Annotated in this window: 12 protein-coding genes; 4 read left to right on the top strand and 8 right to left on the bottom strand. The window is 50.3% G+C overall.

The genetic code is table 11. The annotated features are described in order from the left end of the window. Nucleotides 1–4 precede the first annotated feature (4 nt). Nucleotides 5–619 (top strand): LysE family translocator, encoded by a 615-nt coding sequence (locus K9N75_RS18175; RefSeq protein ID WP_039185715.1) that lies wholly within the window; start codon nt 5–7, stop codon nt 617–619. Nucleotides 620–663: 44 nt separating this feature from the next. Here K9N75_RS18175 and kefC read toward each other — a convergent pair whose 3' ends face one another. From kefC to dapB, 5 genes are all read right to left on the bottom strand, one after another. Next, complete coding sequence (gene kefC / locus K9N75_RS18180; RefSeq protein WP_130973893.1) at nt 664–2,550, bottom strand: glutathione-regulated potassium-efflux system protein KefC; 1,887 nt, start codon at nt 2,548–2,550, stop codon at nt 664–666. After that, nucleotides 2,543–3,115: a glutathione-regulated potassium-efflux system oxidoreductase KefF gene (gene kefF, locus K9N75_RS18185; protein ID WP_096080317.1), complete on the bottom strand. Its 573-nt coding sequence runs from the start codon at nt 3,113–3,115 to the stop codon at nt 2,543–2,545. Before kefF ends, kefC begins: the two co-directional genes overlap by 8 nt. 233 nt (nt 3,116–3,348) lie before the next feature. Beyond that, a complete protein-coding gene (gene carB, locus K9N75_RS18190; RefSeq protein ID WP_130973892.1) occupies nt 3,349–6,573 on the bottom strand; it encodes a carbamoyl-phosphate synthase large subunit in 3,225 nt (1,074 codons plus the stop codon). An 18-nt stretch (nt 6,574–6,591) separates the two neighbouring features. Then, nucleotides 6,592–7,779 (bottom strand): glutamine-hydrolyzing carbamoyl-phosphate synthase small subunit, encoded by a 1,188-nt coding sequence (carA, locus tag K9N75_RS18195; RefSeq protein WP_061059576.1) that lies wholly within the window; start codon nt 7,777–7,779, stop codon nt 6,592–6,594. Nucleotides 7,780–8,249: 470 nt separating this feature from the next. Next, nucleotides 8,250–9,071, bottom strand: a complete 822-nt coding sequence (gene dapB / locus K9N75_RS18200) for a 4-hydroxy-tetrahydrodipicolinate reductase (RefSeq protein ID WP_008814653.1) — start codon at nt 9,069–9,071, stop codon at nt 8,250–8,252. A 513-nt stretch (nt 9,072–9,584) separates the two neighbouring features. Between dapB and xdhA the strand changes: the two genes are divergently transcribed. The 3 genes from xdhA to xdhC are packed head-to-tail and all read left to right on the top strand — an operon-like array spanning nt 9,585 to nt 13,224. Further along, nucleotides 9,585–11,870 carry a xanthine dehydrogenase molybdenum-binding subunit XdhA gene (gene xdhA, locus K9N75_RS18205; protein ID WP_008814654.1) on the top strand — a complete coding sequence of 762 codons (2,286 nt, stop codon included), beginning with the start codon at nt 9,585–9,587 and terminating at the stop codon, nt 11,868–11,870. Between the two features lie 2 nt (nt 11,871–11,872). Next, complete coding sequence (gene xdhB / locus K9N75_RS18210) at nt 11,873–12,751, top strand: xanthine dehydrogenase FAD-binding subunit XdhB (protein ID WP_008814655.1); 879 nt, start codon at nt 11,873–11,875, stop codon at nt 12,749–12,751. After that, nucleotides 12,748–13,224, top strand: a complete 477-nt coding sequence (gene xdhC, locus K9N75_RS18215; RefSeq protein ID WP_008814656.1) for a xanthine dehydrogenase iron sulfur-binding subunit XdhC — start codon at nt 12,748–12,750, stop codon at nt 13,222–13,224. Before xdhB ends, xdhC begins: the two co-directional genes overlap by 4 nt. Before the next feature lie 259 nt (nt 13,225–13,483). Here the strand turns inward: xdhC and K9N75_RS18220 are convergent, their stop codons facing one another. Genes K9N75_RS18220 through fkpB form a run of 3 tightly spaced genes read right to left on the bottom strand, consistent with a single transcriptional unit; the run spans nt 13,484 to nt 15,923 of the window. Then, nucleotides 13,484–14,467 (bottom strand): alpha/beta hydrolase family protein, encoded by a 984-nt coding sequence (locus tag K9N75_RS18220; protein WP_114445855.1) that lies wholly within the window; start codon nt 14,465–14,467, stop codon nt 13,484–13,486. Between the two features lie 57 nt (nt 14,468–14,524). Next, complete coding sequence (gene ispH, locus K9N75_RS18225) at nt 14,525–15,472, bottom strand: 4-hydroxy-3-methylbut-2-enyl diphosphate reductase (protein WP_064572810.1); 948 nt, start codon at nt 15,470–15,472, stop codon at nt 14,525–14,527. Then, on the bottom strand, nt 15,453–15,923 hold the full coding sequence (gene fkpB / locus K9N75_RS18230; RefSeq protein ID WP_008814659.1) for an FKBP-type peptidyl-prolyl cis-trans isomerase: 471 nt from the start codon (nt 15,921–15,923) through the stop codon (nt 15,453–15,455). The genes ispH and fkpB overlap by 20 nt, the downstream gene beginning before the upstream one ends.

The following is a 15,923-nucleotide window of genomic DNA, read 5'->3' on the forward strand; positions in this document are numbered from 1 at the left end:
CATCATGCTCGAAACCTCGTTGTTTGTTGCAAGTATTGCGACATTAGGGATGTTATCGCCCGGCCCTGATTTCTTTTTAGTGATCAAAAATGCGGCGCGCTATCGACGTCAGGCGGGCATGATGACCGCACTCGGTGTTATCTGCGGTGTCGCCACCCATATGTCATATTGTGTTGCAGGCTTGGCCGTTGTTATCACCACGACACCATGGCTATTTAATATCCTGAAATACGCCGGTGCCGCTTATCTCGTTTGGATTGGTATCCACGCCCTACTTTCTCGTGGCGGCAGTAAAATTCATCTAGATAGCCAAGCACCTCTCAATGTCAGTCTGAAAAGTGCATTCTTACAAGGCTACCTGTGTAACCTGCTTAACCCTAAAGCCACGCTGTTTTTCTTAGCGGTATTTACTCAAGTATTAGAGGTTAACTCAGGTTTTATTGAAAAACTGTGGTATGCGGGGATAATTTTAGGTTTATCTTTCATTTGGTGGCCGATGTTGGTGATACTAATTCAAAGCGCCCCGGTGCGCCGTGCTCTGGCAAAAGCGCAGAAAATCATCGATCGTTTACTGGGTGTGATGCTGATTGGATTAGGCTTGAAAGTTGCCTTAAGCTAATTAAGACGCCCTCTTCTTATATCAAAGAAGAAGAGGGCGGAAGACTATGCCTCTTTCTGAAACTTCGGCACGTCCTCTTCATGAATGGTTACCATAGGATCGAGATCCGGTGACTTACCATCGATACTACCGCGCCAACCGCTTTGCTGAGCAATGGTCAAACGCGCCTTATCGTGTTCTATCGCCTGACTCAACATCTCTTTAGCCCGCTGTAAGCTCGCCAAACGGAATTCGACATCCTCGTAGTTAGGCACCGTATCTTCCAGCATCTGCACATTATAGCGACGGAAAATATCTGCCTTTTCGCGTGCTTCATACGCATCACAGCCAAGGTGTTCTAAGACATTTCGCCCTACACGCAGCGAGCCTTCAAACAACTCTCGCTCGACAAACTCAACCCCGCGCTGGCGTAGTTGATAGTAGTGATCGACATCACGCGCGCGCGCAATAATTTTCAGGTGTGGAAAATGTTCCTGCGCCAACTCGGTAAGTTGCAGATTGGCGTCTACATCGTCGATGGCGTTGATTAAGACTTTGGCCTTCGCCGCACCAGCAGACTCCAGCAAATCGACGCGAGTTGCGTCGCCATAAAAGACCTTCATGCCAAATTTACGCAACGTTTCAACGTGATCGGGATCGTGATCCAGCACCACCGTATGCACATCATTGGCTAACAGTAGGCGCCCCGCGATCTGTCCGAAGCGGCCAAAACCGGCAATAATCACACTGGCATTTTCGTCATCGATAATGTCCTGTGGTCGCTCTTCCTGCTTAACGTTCTTCTCGAGCCGCGAATAAATCACCAGCAAAATCGGTGTTACCGCCATTGATAACGCCACTGCCAGCGTCAGCGATTTCGCCCATTCAGCAGGTAACACCCCCGCCATTTGCGCGGCCCCAAAGACCACAAATGCAAATTCACTTCCCTGCCCTAACAGAACGGCAAACAACGCGCGTTGCTTGCGCGGCACGCCCAAAATAGGAGCCACTAGCCAGAGCAAAACCCCCTTAAGGATCAGAAATCCAAACAGCAGCGTCGCAATCAGTAATGGGTGACTAAACAGCGTGCCAAAATCGATCGACATCCCCACGCCGATAAAAAACAGCCCAAGTAACAATCCCTTAAACGGCTGAATATCACTTTCGAGTGCATGTCGATACTCTGAGCTCGCCAGAAGCACGCCAGCCAAAAATGCCCCCATCGCCATCGACATTCCGGCCATTTCCAGCAGCACGCCGAAACCAAACACCAAGAACAATGCCACGGCGCTAAAAACTTCTCGCATACCAGAGCGAGCCACAAAATGCAGCAGTGGACGAGTGACATAGCGCCCAAGCAGGATCACAACCGCTAACGCTCCGACTACCTTAGCCGCTGACATGGCAAATGCGCCCATGGTCGTCGTCGCACCACTGCTGGCGAGCAAGGGGATCATCGCAACCAGTGGAATCGCGGCAATGTCCTGAAACAGCAGCACCGCAAACGAGGAACGCCCAACCGGAGAAGGCGTTAAATTACGCTCGCTCATCGCCTGCATCGCAATTGCGGTCGAAGAAAGTGCCAGCGTTAAACCAATGAGCAACGCGACCTGCCAACTTAATCCCAGCAGATAGCAGAACAGACTCAGCACTAGACCGCAGCCCACCATCTGAATACTACCGCCGCCAAACACCGAAGCACGTAGCGTCCATAGGCGTTTAGGGTCCAACTCAAGCCCGATGACAAACAGCATCAACACCACGCCGATCTCAGCAAAGGTGAGGATAGATTCCGCATCCGATACCAGCCTTAGCCCCCACGGACCGATGATGCAACCCGCAATCAAATAGCCTAAAACCGAGCCTAGACCTAGGCGTACCGCAAGTGGCACGAACAGCGCCGCAGAGCCAAGATAAATCAGCCCCTCAATCATCATGCCGTGATTATCCATGAGTCGGTTCCTCTGCATCGGTTGACGGTAATTCCGTTTCGGCATGCAGCATCAAATAGTTCATCAGGCGCCGACGATAGCTCTCACTGGCGCGTATAAGCGCAGGCTCATCACAGGAAAACGTATTATGTTCGGCAAAATAAGGCAGCCAATTCATACCACAGTAAAGAGCCGTGGCTTGGATTGGCTGGGACAAAACCGGAAAAGTGGGATGATCGCCCAAATCAAAATGGTGATCGTTACCCCCAGTGGTGACCGCCCACATGAAATCCTTGCCTTCCAAAGCTTTACCGTTATGTCCGTAGGCCCAACCGTGCTCCAAAACCTTGTCCATCCATAGTTTGAGCAACGGCGGCACGCTATACCACTGCATCGGGTGTTGCAGGATAATCAGGTCGGCCTGACTAAGTGCTTGCTGCTCGGCAGCCACGTTGATATTAAAATCGGGGTAAAGGTCATAGAGCGAACGGACTTTGACTTCTGGAATATTAGACACCGCGTCTAATAGGCGCTTATTGGCATGAGAATGCCGAGGATAAGGATGGGCGTAAATAATCAGGATCATGCGATTCTCGTTGTACGGAAGCCTTAATTTATCTTAGACACAAATATTAATGTCATTAATATCGGCTAGATGAAACAGGTAAAACTTAAGGTCTAACTCAGTGAATAGCATGACAGCAATAGAGAAAAATAAAATCCGAAATATTTAAATAAGTTTCTCAACTTTTTGAATGGAGTGAAAATTCCTAAAAAAAAAGCCCAACCGAAGTCAGGCTTTATATAACAAAATACAGGTTATCCTTTCAGACGAGCGTGCATTTCCTGCACCGAGATAACCTGATCGGTTGGATCGGAGTTCAGTGCCATTGCAGTAGCAAAACCACCGTTAAGCGTGGTGTCATAGTGCACTTTATACTGCAGCGCGCTGCGGCGAATCAGCTTAGAATCTTCAATCGCCTGACGACCAGCGGTAGTATTCACAATGTAAGAATACTCACCGTTTTTGATGCGATCCTGAATATGAGGACGCCCCTCATGCACCTTGTTGACTAAGCGAGGGTTAATCCCTGCTTCACCCAGCACAATTGCGGTACCGTGAGTGGCATCCAGCTCAAAGCCTTGCTTAAGTAATTTAGCGGCTAAGTCCACCACGCGGTGCTTATCCCCTTCGCGAACCGATAACAGCGCACGGCCCGGCGTTTTCACCTTAGACTGGCTGCCTAGCATCGCCTTCGAGAAGGCCTCCGCAAAGGTGCGGCCCACGCCCATCACTTCCCCTGTCGAACGCATTTCTGGCCCTAAAATAGGGTCTACGCCCGGGAACTTATTGAACGGCAGCACGACTTCTTTCACAGAGTAGTACGGAGGAATCACTTCTTTCGTGATTCCCTGCTGAGCCAGCGTTTGACCGGCCATGACTCGAGCCGCAACCTTCGCTAACGGAACCCCCGTCGCTTTCGATACAAACGGAACCGTACGCGCCGCACGTGGGTTAACTTCAATCAGATAAACTTCGTTATCTTTGACCGCAAACTGTACGTTCATCAAGCCACGCACGCCCAGCTCCATCGCCAGCTTTTCAGCCTGCTGACGCATCACGTCCTGAATCTCTTGGCTCAGCGTATAGGCAGGCAAAGAGCATGCAGAGTCACCGGAGTGAACGCCCGCCTGTTCGATGTGCTCCATGATACCGCCAATCAGCACCCGCTCACCGTCGCAGATGGCATCAACGTCAACTTCAACGGCGTCATCTAGGAAGTGATCCAGCAGCACCGGCGCGTCGTTAGATACGCTAACCGCATTCTGGAAGTAGCGACGCAGGTCGATTTCGTCATAAACGATTTCCATCGCGCGCCCACCAAGCACGTAGGAAGGACGAACCACCAGCGGATAGCCGATCGCGGCGCCCTTCTCAATCGCCTGCTCAATCGTTGACACCGTCGCGTTTGCTGGCTGCTTCAGGCCTAAACGAACCACCGCCTGCTGGAAACGCTCGCGGTCTTCAGCACGGTCAATGGCATCAGGGCTGGTGCCGATCACCGGTACTCCCGCAGCTTCCAGCGCACGAGCCAATTTCAGCGGAGTTTGACCGCCGTATTGCACAATGACGCCTTGAGGTTTTTCAACTGCGACAATTTCCAGCACGTCTTCGAGCGTGACGGGTTCGAAGTACAGTCGGTCTGAGGTGTCGTAGTCGGTTGAAACGGTTTCTGGGTTACAGTTAACCATGATGGTTTCATAGCCATCTTCACGCAGCGCCAGCGATGCATGGACGCAGCAGTAGTCAAACTCAATCCCTTGGCCGATACGGTTCGGACCACCACCCAGCACCATGATTTTTGGACGATCGTTATTCGGGTTAGACTCACACTCTTCTTCATAGGTGGAGTACATGTAAGCCGTGTCAGTCGCAAATTCTGCCGCGCAGGTATCGACGCGTTTGTAGACCGGATGCAGATTGTATTTATGGCGCAGTTTACGAATCTCAGTCTCCGCGACGCCAGCTAGCTTAGCCAAACGCGCATCGGCAAAACCTTTACGTTTCAGTTGGCGCAGGAATTCGTAGCTCAGCCCATTAATGCCCACGTCCGCCACTCGTTCTTCCAAGCGCACCAACTCTTCAATTTGCACCAAGAACCAGCGGTCAATGTTAGTCAGGTTAAATACGCCATCCACGGACAGCCCTGCACGGAAGGCATCAGCGATGTACCAAATACGCTCAGCGCCAGCGTCTTTGAGTTCACGACGGATTTTAGTCAGCGCTTCAGGGTCATCAAGACTGACTTTCGGGTCAAAACCAGCCGCGCCGACTTCCAGCCCGCGTAACGCTTTCTGTAAGGATTCTTGCTGCGTGCGGCCAATGGCCATCACTTCACCCACTGATTTCATCTGGGTGGTCAAACGGTCATTGGCGCCTGCAAATTTTTCGAAGTTGAAGCGAGGAATTTTGGTGACAACATAGTCGATAGACGGTTCGAACGACGCCGGAGTGCGACCGCCAGTGATGTCGTTCATCAGTTCGTCAAGGGTGTAACCCACTGCCAGTTTTGCCGCAACTTTCGCAATCGGGAAACCTGTCGCTTTCGAGGCCAACGCCGAAGAGCGGGAGACTCGCGGGTTCATTTCGATAACAATTAGGCGGCCATTTTTCGGGTTTACCGCGAACTGTACGTTGGAACCGCCGGTCTCTACACCAATTTCACGCAGTACCGCCATCGAAGCGTTACGCATGATTTGATATTCTTTATCTGTCAGCGTTTGCGCTGGCGCGACGGTAATGGAGTCACCGGTATGGATCCCCATCGCATCGAAGTTTTCAATCGAGCAGACGATGATGCAGTTGTCATTTTTATCACGCACCACTTCCATCTCGTACTCTTTCCAACCAATCAGCGATTCATCAATCAGCAATTCTTTAGTTGGGGAAAGATCCAAGCCGCGCTCGCAAATCTCTTCAAACTCTTCGCGGTTATATGCAATACCGCCACCGGTTCCCCCCATGGTGAAGGAAGGGCGAATAATGCATGGGAAGCCAACGTCAGCCGCGACGGCAAGCGCCTCCTCCATGGTGTGGGCAATGCCGGAACGCGCGGTGTCCAAACCAATTTTCTTCATCGCGATATCGAAACGGCGACGGTCTTCAGCTTTATCAATCGCGTCAGCGGTGGCACCAATCATAGTGACACCAAACTCAGCGAGTACGCCCTGACGTTCCAGCTCCAGCGCACAGTTCAGCGCGGTCTGGCCCCCCATCGTCGGAAGAACGGCATCAGGACGCTCTTTTTCAATAATCTTGCGCACGACTTCCCAGTGGATGGGCTCGATGTATGTCGCATCAGCCATCTCTGGGTCGGTCATGATCGTGGCTGGGTTGGAGTTCACCAGAATGACGCGGTAGCCTTCTTCGCGCAGCGCTTTGCATGCCTGCGCACCAGAGTAGTCGAACTCGCATGCTTGGCCGATAACAATCGGGCCTGCGCCCAGAATCAGGATGCTTTTTATATCAGTACGTTTTGGCATTTTGTTTATTGCTCCTGATTATTTAGCGTTTACGGCTGGGGTATTGACTGAGCCCGTGGAACGGTAGTTCTGAATTAAATCAATAAAGTGGTCGAACAGCGGCGCAGCATCATGTGGACCAGGGCTGGCTTCAGGGTGCCCTTGGAAGCTAAATGCGGCCTTATCGGTACGGTGAATGCCCTGAACCGTGTGGTCAAACAGTGATGTGTGCGTAATGCGCAGCGTCTGCGGCAAATTATCGCCGTCTACGGCAAAACCATGGTTTTGAGCAGTGATCATCACAACGTTTTTATCCAGATCTTTTACCGGATGGTTGCCGCCGTGGTGACCCAACTTCATCTTGATAGTCTTGGCTCCGCTAGCCAGCGCTAAAAGTTGATGACCTAAACAGATGCCAAACACCGGAATATCCGTATCCAAGAAGGTTTTAATTGCGCGAATGGCGTAATCACATGGTTCAGGATCCCCTGGACCATTCGACAAGAAAATGCCATCTGGATTAAGTTTCAGCACATCTTCAGCAGGGGTTTGCGCGGGTACGACCGTCAAGCGGCAGCCTCTGTCTACCAACATGCGTAAAATGTTACGTTTGACGCCGTAATCGTAGGCAACCACGTGGAATGGCAGCTCAGACGCCTCTTTCGCGGCGGGCAAATCGCCCATCAGCGTCCAGCTACCTTGAGTCCATGCGTAAGATTCTCGGGTTGTGACTTCTTTGGCCAGATCCATTCCTTTTAGGCCTGGGAACGCGCGCGCTTTTTCCAGCGCGAGCTGCGCATCGGGCAATGAGCCATCTACCGAGCCAGTAATAATGCAGCCGTTCTGTGCACCTTTCTCACGCAGTAGGCGGGTCAGCTTACGCGTATCAATATCAGCAATAGCGACAACGTTGTGACGTTTCAGATAATCAGAGAGCGATTCTGTGCTGCGGTAGTTGCTGGCAATCAGAGGCAGATCGCGAATAATCAGACCTTGAGCATGAACAGCGGAGGATTCTTCATCAGAGGCGTTAGTGCCGACGTTGCCGATATGAGGATAAGTAAGAGTGACTAGTTGGCGGGAATAGGAAGGATCAGTAAGGATTTCTTGATAACCGGTCATTGACGTATTGAAGACCACCTCGCCCACTGCCGATCCATCTGCGCCTATCGACCGACCGTGAAACTGGGTTCCGTCTTCCAGAACCAATATAGCTGACTTAATCAAAACACCCTCCAAAGAATATTCAGTCACATTATTTGCATATTAATGCAGATCATTCGATCTAAATCAACGCAAAAAACTGCCTTCTTGACTAATTTCCGGCAAATTGCGCGCATTCTAAAGACGCGACGAATCCTTGTCTACATGAAAACAGGATTTTTTTGTGTTTTTTACAGCTTTGAATTGATTTTTACAGCGAAGCGGTCAAAAGAAGATATTAATTGAAAATAGAAAACGGTTGCCAGTATCGGAGTTCAGCGGCAATGGGGTTATGATGCAATTTTCCTCTACAAAGGTCAATCAGAGTTTCCGTCAAGGTTAATAAAAAGTAAAATATGGTGACTTATACCAATCTTAAATCCAAATGCAAAAATACCCAATAAAAAAAACAAAACCCATAAATAACACCCTGTTATTTATGGGTTTAAGATAAAATTAAAAACAACAGAATCAAACAAAAATACGCATTTTACCTAGAGTTCATTGAGAGAAAGAACATCTCGCATATCATAGAGCCCTGTCGCTCGAGTGCCTATCCATGCAGCCGCGCGCACTGCACCGCTAGCAAACGTCATCCGGCTCGATGCTTTATGCGTAATTTCAATACGCTCGCCCACATCGGCAAACATCGCCGTATGCTCTCCCACAATGTCTCCTGCACGAATAGTGGCAAAGCCGATACTCTTAGGGTCGCGTTCCCCCGTATACCCTTCGCGGGAATATACCGCACACTCTTTTAGATCACGGCCAAGCGCCTGCGCAATGGTTTCTCCCATTGCCAAAGCCGTTCCCGATGGCGCATCGACCTTATGGCGATGATGCGCTTCGATAATCTCAATGTCGGTGTAGTCCCCCATGACTTTAGCGGCTTTTTCTAGCAGTTTAAGCATCACATTGACACCCACGCTAAAGTTGGCCGCAAATACAATCGCGATAGATTCAGCGGCCTGACGAATCGCCGCCTTACCCGCGTCATCAAAGCCGGTCGTACCAATCACCATATTTTTATGTTGCTTCACGCAGAACTCAAGATGGGATAACGTGCCCTCTGGACGGGTAAAATCGATCAATACATCAAAACTATCGGCGGCATCTTGCAGGCTGGAACTCACGACAACACCGGTTTTACCGATGCCGGCAAGCTCACCCGCATCAACGCCTAATAACGAAGAACCTTCGCGTTCAAAAGCTGCGCCAAGTACGACACCATCAGTGTTTGCAACAGCGCTGATCAGTTGGCGTCCCATACGCCCGCCAGCCCCAGCGACAGCAATACGGATCTGAGAATTAGACATCTTCCCTCTCTTAATTATTTAATTTCGCTCAGCAATATGGTCAATGAGCCTGCAATGTTAGTTTCAGGTTAACGGCTCTAAGATGTCACTGCCAGAAAAAATGCGCTGTAATTAGAAAATTGCGATGAGAGCTCAATATCATCAGCAACAACAATTCCCAGACAGTATGTTTTTGGCCTAAAACAGAAGCAAAGAATAAAAAACAATCACCCGCATAATCATGCAAAACCAAACAGTTAGCGCCGGTAGAACTAACATCTCATTACGATAAGTTCAGTGTCAATTTGATACCAACATTCCCACTTTGATAGGCCTGAGCCCCCCTTTCAACGCCTAAAACTGCCGTTGGTCACATTCTGTGGCCTTGCAGGTGAAAAACAGCCGATCATTCTCACGTTTCCGAAAATCACACTATTCAATAGCACCCGATGGCGTGCATCTTGCTGCTTTCATTCTGTTTATACATTCCTCTTAATTTTATTAAAAAAACCACGCTCCTCTAAGGAGAAAGCTATGTCGTTAGGATCACCACTCAAGCGGGTTGATGCTGAAGCAAAGGTTACCGGACGCGCCCGTTATACCGACGATCATCAAATGCCGGGGATGCGCTATGCCAAATACGTACGCAGTCCTGTTGCCCATGCGAAGGTCACCGCTATTGATACTTCTGCTGCGCTTGCCATGCCAGGCGTAGAAGCGATTTTTACCTTTAAAGATGTGCCCGAACTCCTCTTCCCTACCGCTGGGCACGCTTGGTCCTTAGAGGCCGCCAAACGTGACGTTGCCGACCGTAGTCTGTTGACCCAGCACGTCCGCCATTTTGGTGATGGGGTGGCGATTGTGGTCGCCAGAGATGCGCTTACGGCAGAACGCGCCGCAGCACTTGTGGACGTGACCTATCAAGAATTACCGGTCATCACTAATGCCCAAGCCGCACTGGCAGAAGGCGCAACGCCCATCCATCCAACGGGAAACATACTGAAAAAAAGCGACATCAGCGCTAATCAGCCCACAGAGGCGATCTCGGCGGCTGATTTACAGCTTTGCGCTCACTTTCAAACGCCAGTGATTCAGCATTGCCACATGGAAAGCGTGACCTGCTTCGCTTATATGGAGCAGCCCGATCACATTGTGATTGTGTCCAGCACCCAAATTCCTCAAATCGTTCGCCGCACCGTTGCTCAAGCGTTGGGATTACCATGGTCAAATATTCGCGTGATTAAACCTTATATTGGCGGTGGTTTTGGTAACAAGCAGGACGTTTTAGAAGAACCTATGGCAGCGTTTCTAACGCTGAAAATGGGGGGTATTCCGGTTAAAGTCGAATTGAGTCGTGAAGAGTGTTTTTTTGCCTCTCGGACTCGGCATGCATTTAGCATTGATGCCAAGTTAGGGCTCAATAAAGACGGCATACTCACGGGCTATCAGCTTGATGTGCTCTCCAATACCGGCGCTTACGCTTCTCATGGGCACTCTATTGCATCTGCCGGTGCCAACAAAATTAGCTATCTCTATCCCCGCAGTGCCTTTGGCTATTCGGCCCTCACCCACTATTCCAACTATCCTGCCGCGGGTGCCATGCGGGGATACGGTGCGCCTCAGGTCGCTTTTGCTCTTGAGTGCTTATTAGATGATGCCGCCGAAAAACTCGCGTTGGATGCCGTAGAGGTGCGCTTACTGAATGCCGCACGCAGCGGCGATATTAATCCGGTTAACCACAAAACCATATACAGCGCTGGATTAGTCGAATGCTTGGAAAAAGGCCGCGACATGTTTGAGTGGGACGCGCGCAAAGCCGAATGCCTGCAGCAAAACGGTGATGTGCGGCGCGGCATTGGCGTTGCCTGCTTCAGCTATGGCTCCAATACCTATCCGGTCGGCGTTGAAATTGCGGGCGCTCGAATGCTGCTTAATCAAGACGGTACGGTTAATCTGCAAATCGGCGCGACGGAAATTGGGCAAGGCTCGGATACCGTATTCGCTCAAATGGCGGCGGAAACGCTAGGACTCCCCTTTGAGCATATTCGCGTCATCTCCACCCAAGACACCGATATTACCGCCTACGATCCGGGCGCATTTGCATCGCGTCAGAGTTACGTAGCAGCGCCCGCGGTTAGACAGGCGGCAACCGAGCTGCGTAGCAAAATTCTGGCTCATGCCGAGTTGATTAGCCACCAGCCTCAGTGGGGGCTTACGCTACTCGATGGAAATGTGGTGATGGCCGCGCAGCCTGAAATGGTACTGATGAGCGTCGCTGACGTCTCTATGCATGCCTATTATCATCAGGAAATCGGCGCTCAGTTGCTGGCTGAAATCTCGCACAAAACCACGACTAACCCACCGGCTTTTGGCTGCACCTTTGTCGACCTCACTATCGATATTCCTTTGTGCAAAGTCACCATCAACAAGATCCTCAATATGCATGATTCTGGCCGAATTCTTAACCCTCAGTTAGCGGAAGGTCAGGTACATGGCGGCATGGGAATGGGAATTGGTTGGGCGCTGTTTGAGGAGATGATCATCGATGAGAAAACCGGCGTAGTACGCAATCCAAACCTGCTGGACTATAAGTTCCCCACCATTATGGATCTGCCCGATCTGGACTGTGCCTTTGTTGACACCTACGAACCGCAGTCTGCGTATGGGCATAAAGCACTGGGTGAACCACCGATTATCTCGCCCGCTCCGGCAATCAGGAATGCAATCCGCATGGCGACCGGCGTGGCAATTAACACCTTGCCTATCACGCCTAAAACGCTGTTTAACGAATTTGTTCTCGCCGGACTCATCAGGGAGTAATCATGTACGATATTGAAAGCTATCACCGCGCTCGCAACGTACAACATGCCTGTGAGCTGCTCACTGAACACCCACAGGCTCGTCTGCTGGCTGGTGGCACGGATGTGTTAATCCAACTGCATCACCTTAATCCTAAGTATCGTCATATCGTCGATATTCACGACTTAGCTGAACTCAAAGGGATCACGCTCGATCGCCATAACCATCTGCGGATCGGTTCAGCCACGACCTTTACTGAAATAATTGAACATCCATTGATCCAACAGCATCTGCCTCTACTTGCCGAGGCTGCGGCTACCATCGCGGGGCCACAGGTGCGTAACGTTGCCACCTTCGGTGGCAATATCTGCAACGGCGCCACCAGCGCAGACTCGGCGTCCCCCACGCTGGCGCTTAAGGCCGAATTAGAAATCGCCACCCAAAGCGGAAGCTATAAGCGCTCAATCGAAGGTTTTCACACCGGTCCCGGTAAAGTGGCGCTACAGCAAGGTGAAATCGTGGTGGCTTTCCACTTTGCTCCGGCCTACTACCAAAATATCGGCAGCAGTTACATTAAATACGCGATGCGCGGTGCGATGGATATCGCCACTATTGGCTGCACGGCGGTTTGTCGCATTGCCGAAGGGCGTTTTACAGAATTGCGCTTAACCTATGGGGTGGCGGCACCGACCCCAATTCGCTGCCCACAGGCTGAAAACTGCGCCATCGGTCAGCCAATTACCCAGCAAACTCTCGCCGCCGTTAGCGAGGCCGTTGCGCAAGATGTTTCACCACGTTCATCTTGGCGCGCAGAAAAATCATTTCGTCTACATCTGATCCGCACCTTGGCCCAACGGGCTATCACATTAGCCGTTGAACGCGCTGGAGGACATATCCAATGAAACATAAAAACTGGGTTGATATTGAGTGCCAAATTAATGGCAAAACCTATCAATTTTGCCTGTCTCCAGCGATGTCTTTAATGGAATTGCTACGTGAACAAGGCCTAACCAGCGTGAAGCAGGGATGCGGAGTCGGAGAATGCGGTGCTTGCACCGTGCTGATTGACGGCGTTGCCACTGACAGTTGCTTATACCTCGCCGTATGGGCCGATGGTAAGCAGATCCGCACCGCCGAAGGCGAGGTGAGAAATGGGGAAATATCAAAGGTACAACAGGCATACGTCAATGCTGGCGCGGTACAGTGCGGATTCTGCACGCCGGGTTTGGTGATGGCAACGACGGCATTGCTGGCTAAACATACCTCTCGCCCGCTGACGCACGAAGAAATCCGCCGGGGATTAGCAGGTAATCTATGCCGTTGCACAGGGTATCAAATGGTGATCCGCGCAGTAGATGCATGTAGGGATGAATAGCAGAATATTTGCTGGCTAGGAATAAGCAGGACACTCAACGGGTGCTCTATCCATTTAGAGCACCTAAAATCGCTGTCATTGCCTTTCCACTCACTCTACCGTGCTAGTAAGAAGCATTATCCGAATTCATTATGCTCATGTTTCTGGAACAAATATTGTTTAACGAATCTGCGTGACCGACGACATTCACAAAAGGCCAGTAAAACTGGCCTTTAACAGCAGAAAAATTTCCGTAAAAATTTAAACCCACACACAGAAACTAGTGAGAGATACCGTTTTGAATGGTACGCAGATCGCCATCGCTGAACGAAATATTCACTTTATCTTCGGTATCTTGCAGAATTTTTTGGGCTATCATCTCGGTTACCGGAGTAATGATATTAAAGTGGTCTCCACCATCTATTTTATAGATATGCAGCGGGATAGACTTTTCTTTGGCAACCACGTTTAAGTCATCGAACTCCGGCCAGAAATACTCTTCACCTTCGAAATAAAAGGTTGGCGATTTTATTGATGTTATAAACTCGCCAGGGGAGCGTAGGCGAAACTCTTCAGGGTTATTCTGATTAAAGGGTACGGCAACCATCATCTTCCCTCCCTCGATACGTTTTTTCAGATCGGGAATTCCGCCCAGAGAAAATGCCGCTCTAAATCCTGTTAGATATTCACTGCCTAAAAGAACACGAGTTCCCCCCGTGCTGTGCCCCGCCAAATAAATCCGATTTGGATCAACGTAAGGCTGTGATGCTAAGTATTTTCTGGCTGACTCTAAGTCGTCAATTTCACCATAAAACATCTCATATTTTCCTGGGTTAGCATTTTCTCCACGAAAACTGGGCACCATCATCACTAAGCCCGATTTTCTAAATGCGCTACCACTTTGATCGTTACTGCGATCTTGCTCGGTCCAGAAAAAATCATCGCTACCAATGCCGCCATATCCACCAACCAGCCAAATAACCGCAGGGTGTTTTTTTCCATCGTGGGGATCAGGTGTCAGAAATGCCGCCATTTTGCCATCTTGGGCAGGATAGCTTACGAGGGAAAAGATATCTGCGGGGGGAGTTGCCGGTTCACCATCGCCTTGGAAGCTGGTATCGACAATTTCTGTTTTGAATTTTGCTCGAGCACTACTCAAACTCTCTGGAGTCGCTGCGCTGTTATCACACGCACTGACAAACACACTGGCAACCAAAACCATCAGCGTCATTACACGCTTAGAGAAATACTTGTAACCTTCCATGAGAAACTCCGTTTCGTACAACATCCATTAAGCGCCCCACCGAAGTGGGGCAAAATTTTAATCTAATAGTTTAACTCGCAGTTCTTTCGGCACTTCGAAAACAATGTTTTCTTCACGTCCTTGCATCTCAACCGAACCTTCTCCGCCTAATGCCTGAAGACGTTTAATCACTTCTTGCACCAGAATATCGGGGGCTGAAGCGCCCGCGGTGACGCCGATGCAATTCACACCTTCTAACCACTCTTCGCGAATATCTTCAGCAGAATCGATCAAAAATGCTGGAATGCCCGCTCGCTGTGCTAATTCGGCTAAACGATTTGAATTCGATGAGTTCTTTGAACCAACAACCAGGACCACTTCGGCCTCAGCAGCCAAGTTACGTACGGCTTCCTGACGATTAGTGGTCGCATAACAAATATCATCTTTGCGTGGGCCAATAATCTGCGGAAAACGCTCGCGCAGTGCGTCGATAATGTCTGATGTGTCATCCACTGAAAGCGTAGTTTGCGTCATGAAACACAGGTTAGCTTCATTTTTAACCTGTAACTTCCACACGTCCTCTGGCGATTCAACCAGATACATCCCCCCTTCAGGGTTGCTGTACTGGCCCATCGTGCCTTCGACTTCTGGATGCCCTGCATGCCCAATCAAAATGGCTTCAGTGCCTTTACGGCTAGCACGGGCAACTTCCATATGGACTTTAGTCACCAGCGGACAGGTTGCGTCAAACAGCATAGTAAGATTACGCGCTTTAGCTTCTGCACGTACCGCCTGAGAAACGCCATGAGCGGAGAAAATCAGAATCGTGTTATCAGGGACTTCGCTGATCTCTTCAATAAACACGGCTCCGCGTTCACGCAGGCTGTTGACGACATAACGGTTATGCACCACTTCATGACGGACATAAATCGGCGCGCCATAAATTTCTAGCGCGCGTTCTACGATACTAATAGCCCGGTCGACACCCGCGCAGAAACCGCGCGGATTAGCCAGCAGGATTTGCATCAACGTCTCCCTGCTGCGGGTCAATCTCCAGCACCTCTACGTCAAAGGCGACCGGATGTCCCGCAAGCGGATGGTTAAAATCAACGGTCACTGAATCACAGGCAACTTCACGCACAATACCCGGCATTTCGCTGCCGTCTCGGCCAGTGAACATCATAATAGTTCCCGCCTCTGGAACGCCTACATCGGCGAAATCACGGCGGGTAAAGAACTGAACAAGATCGGGGCTGTTCTCACCAAAAGCATCCTGCGGCTGTAAAGTGAACTGAAACTTATCGCCCACCTTATGTCCCAGCAAGTGCTCTTCCAACGCGTCAGACAAACTACCGTCGCCTAAACGAAACAGAGCGGGCTTGCCACTGCTGCGCGTAGATTCAGCCTGAGTGCCATCCTCTAACTGCAAGGTGAAATGCACGAGTACTGCGCTGTTGCTCTGCACTTGCTGAGTCAT

Origin of the sequence: Hafnia paralvei (assembly GCF_020150375.1) — a bacterium.
Taxonomy (GTDB): domain Bacteria; phylum Pseudomonadota; class Gammaproteobacteria; order Enterobacterales; family Enterobacteriaceae; genus Hafnia; species Hafnia paralvei.

Bases quoted from the DNA above. Each gene is read 5' to 3' on its own strand.
- K9N75_RS18175 (WP_039185715.1), top strand. From the start codon at position 5: ATGCTCGAAACCTCGTTGTTTGTTGCAAGTATTGCGACATTAGGGATG.
- ispH (WP_064572810.1), bottom strand. From the start codon at position 15,472: ATGCAAATCCTGCTGGCTAATCCGCGCGGTTTCTGCGCGGGTGTCGAC.
- K9N75_RS18220 (WP_114445855.1), bottom strand. From the start codon at position 14,467: ATGGAAGGTTACAAGTATTTCTCTAAGCGTGTAATGACGCTGATGGTT.
- fkpB (WP_008814659.1), bottom strand. From the start codon at position 15,923: ATGACTCAGCAAGTGCAGAGCAACAGCGCAGTACTCGTGCATTTCACC.
- kefF (WP_096080317.1), bottom strand. From the start codon at position 3,115: ATGATCCTGATTATTTACGCCCATCCTTATCCTCGGCATTCTCATGCC.
- xdhC (WP_008814656.1), top strand. From the start codon at position 12,748: ATGAAACATAAAAACTGGGTTGATATTGAGTGCCAAATTAATGGCAAA.
- carB (WP_130973892.1), bottom strand. From the start codon at position 6,573: ATGCCAAAACGTACTGATATAAAAAGCATCCTGATTCTGGGCGCAGGC.
- xdhA (WP_008814654.1), top strand. From the start codon at position 9,585: ATGTCGTTAGGATCACCACTCAAGCGGGTTGATGCTGAAGCAAAGGTT.
- xdhB (WP_008814655.1), top strand. From the start codon at position 11,873: ATGTACGATATTGAAAGCTATCACCGCGCTCGCAACGTACAACATGCC.
- dapB (WP_008814653.1), bottom strand. From the start codon at position 9,071: ATGTCTAATTCTCAGATCCGTATTGCTGTCGCTGGGGCTGGCGGGCGT.
- kefC (WP_130973893.1), bottom strand. From the start codon at position 2,550: ATGGATAATCACGGCATGATGATTGAGGGGCTGATTTATCTTGGCTCT.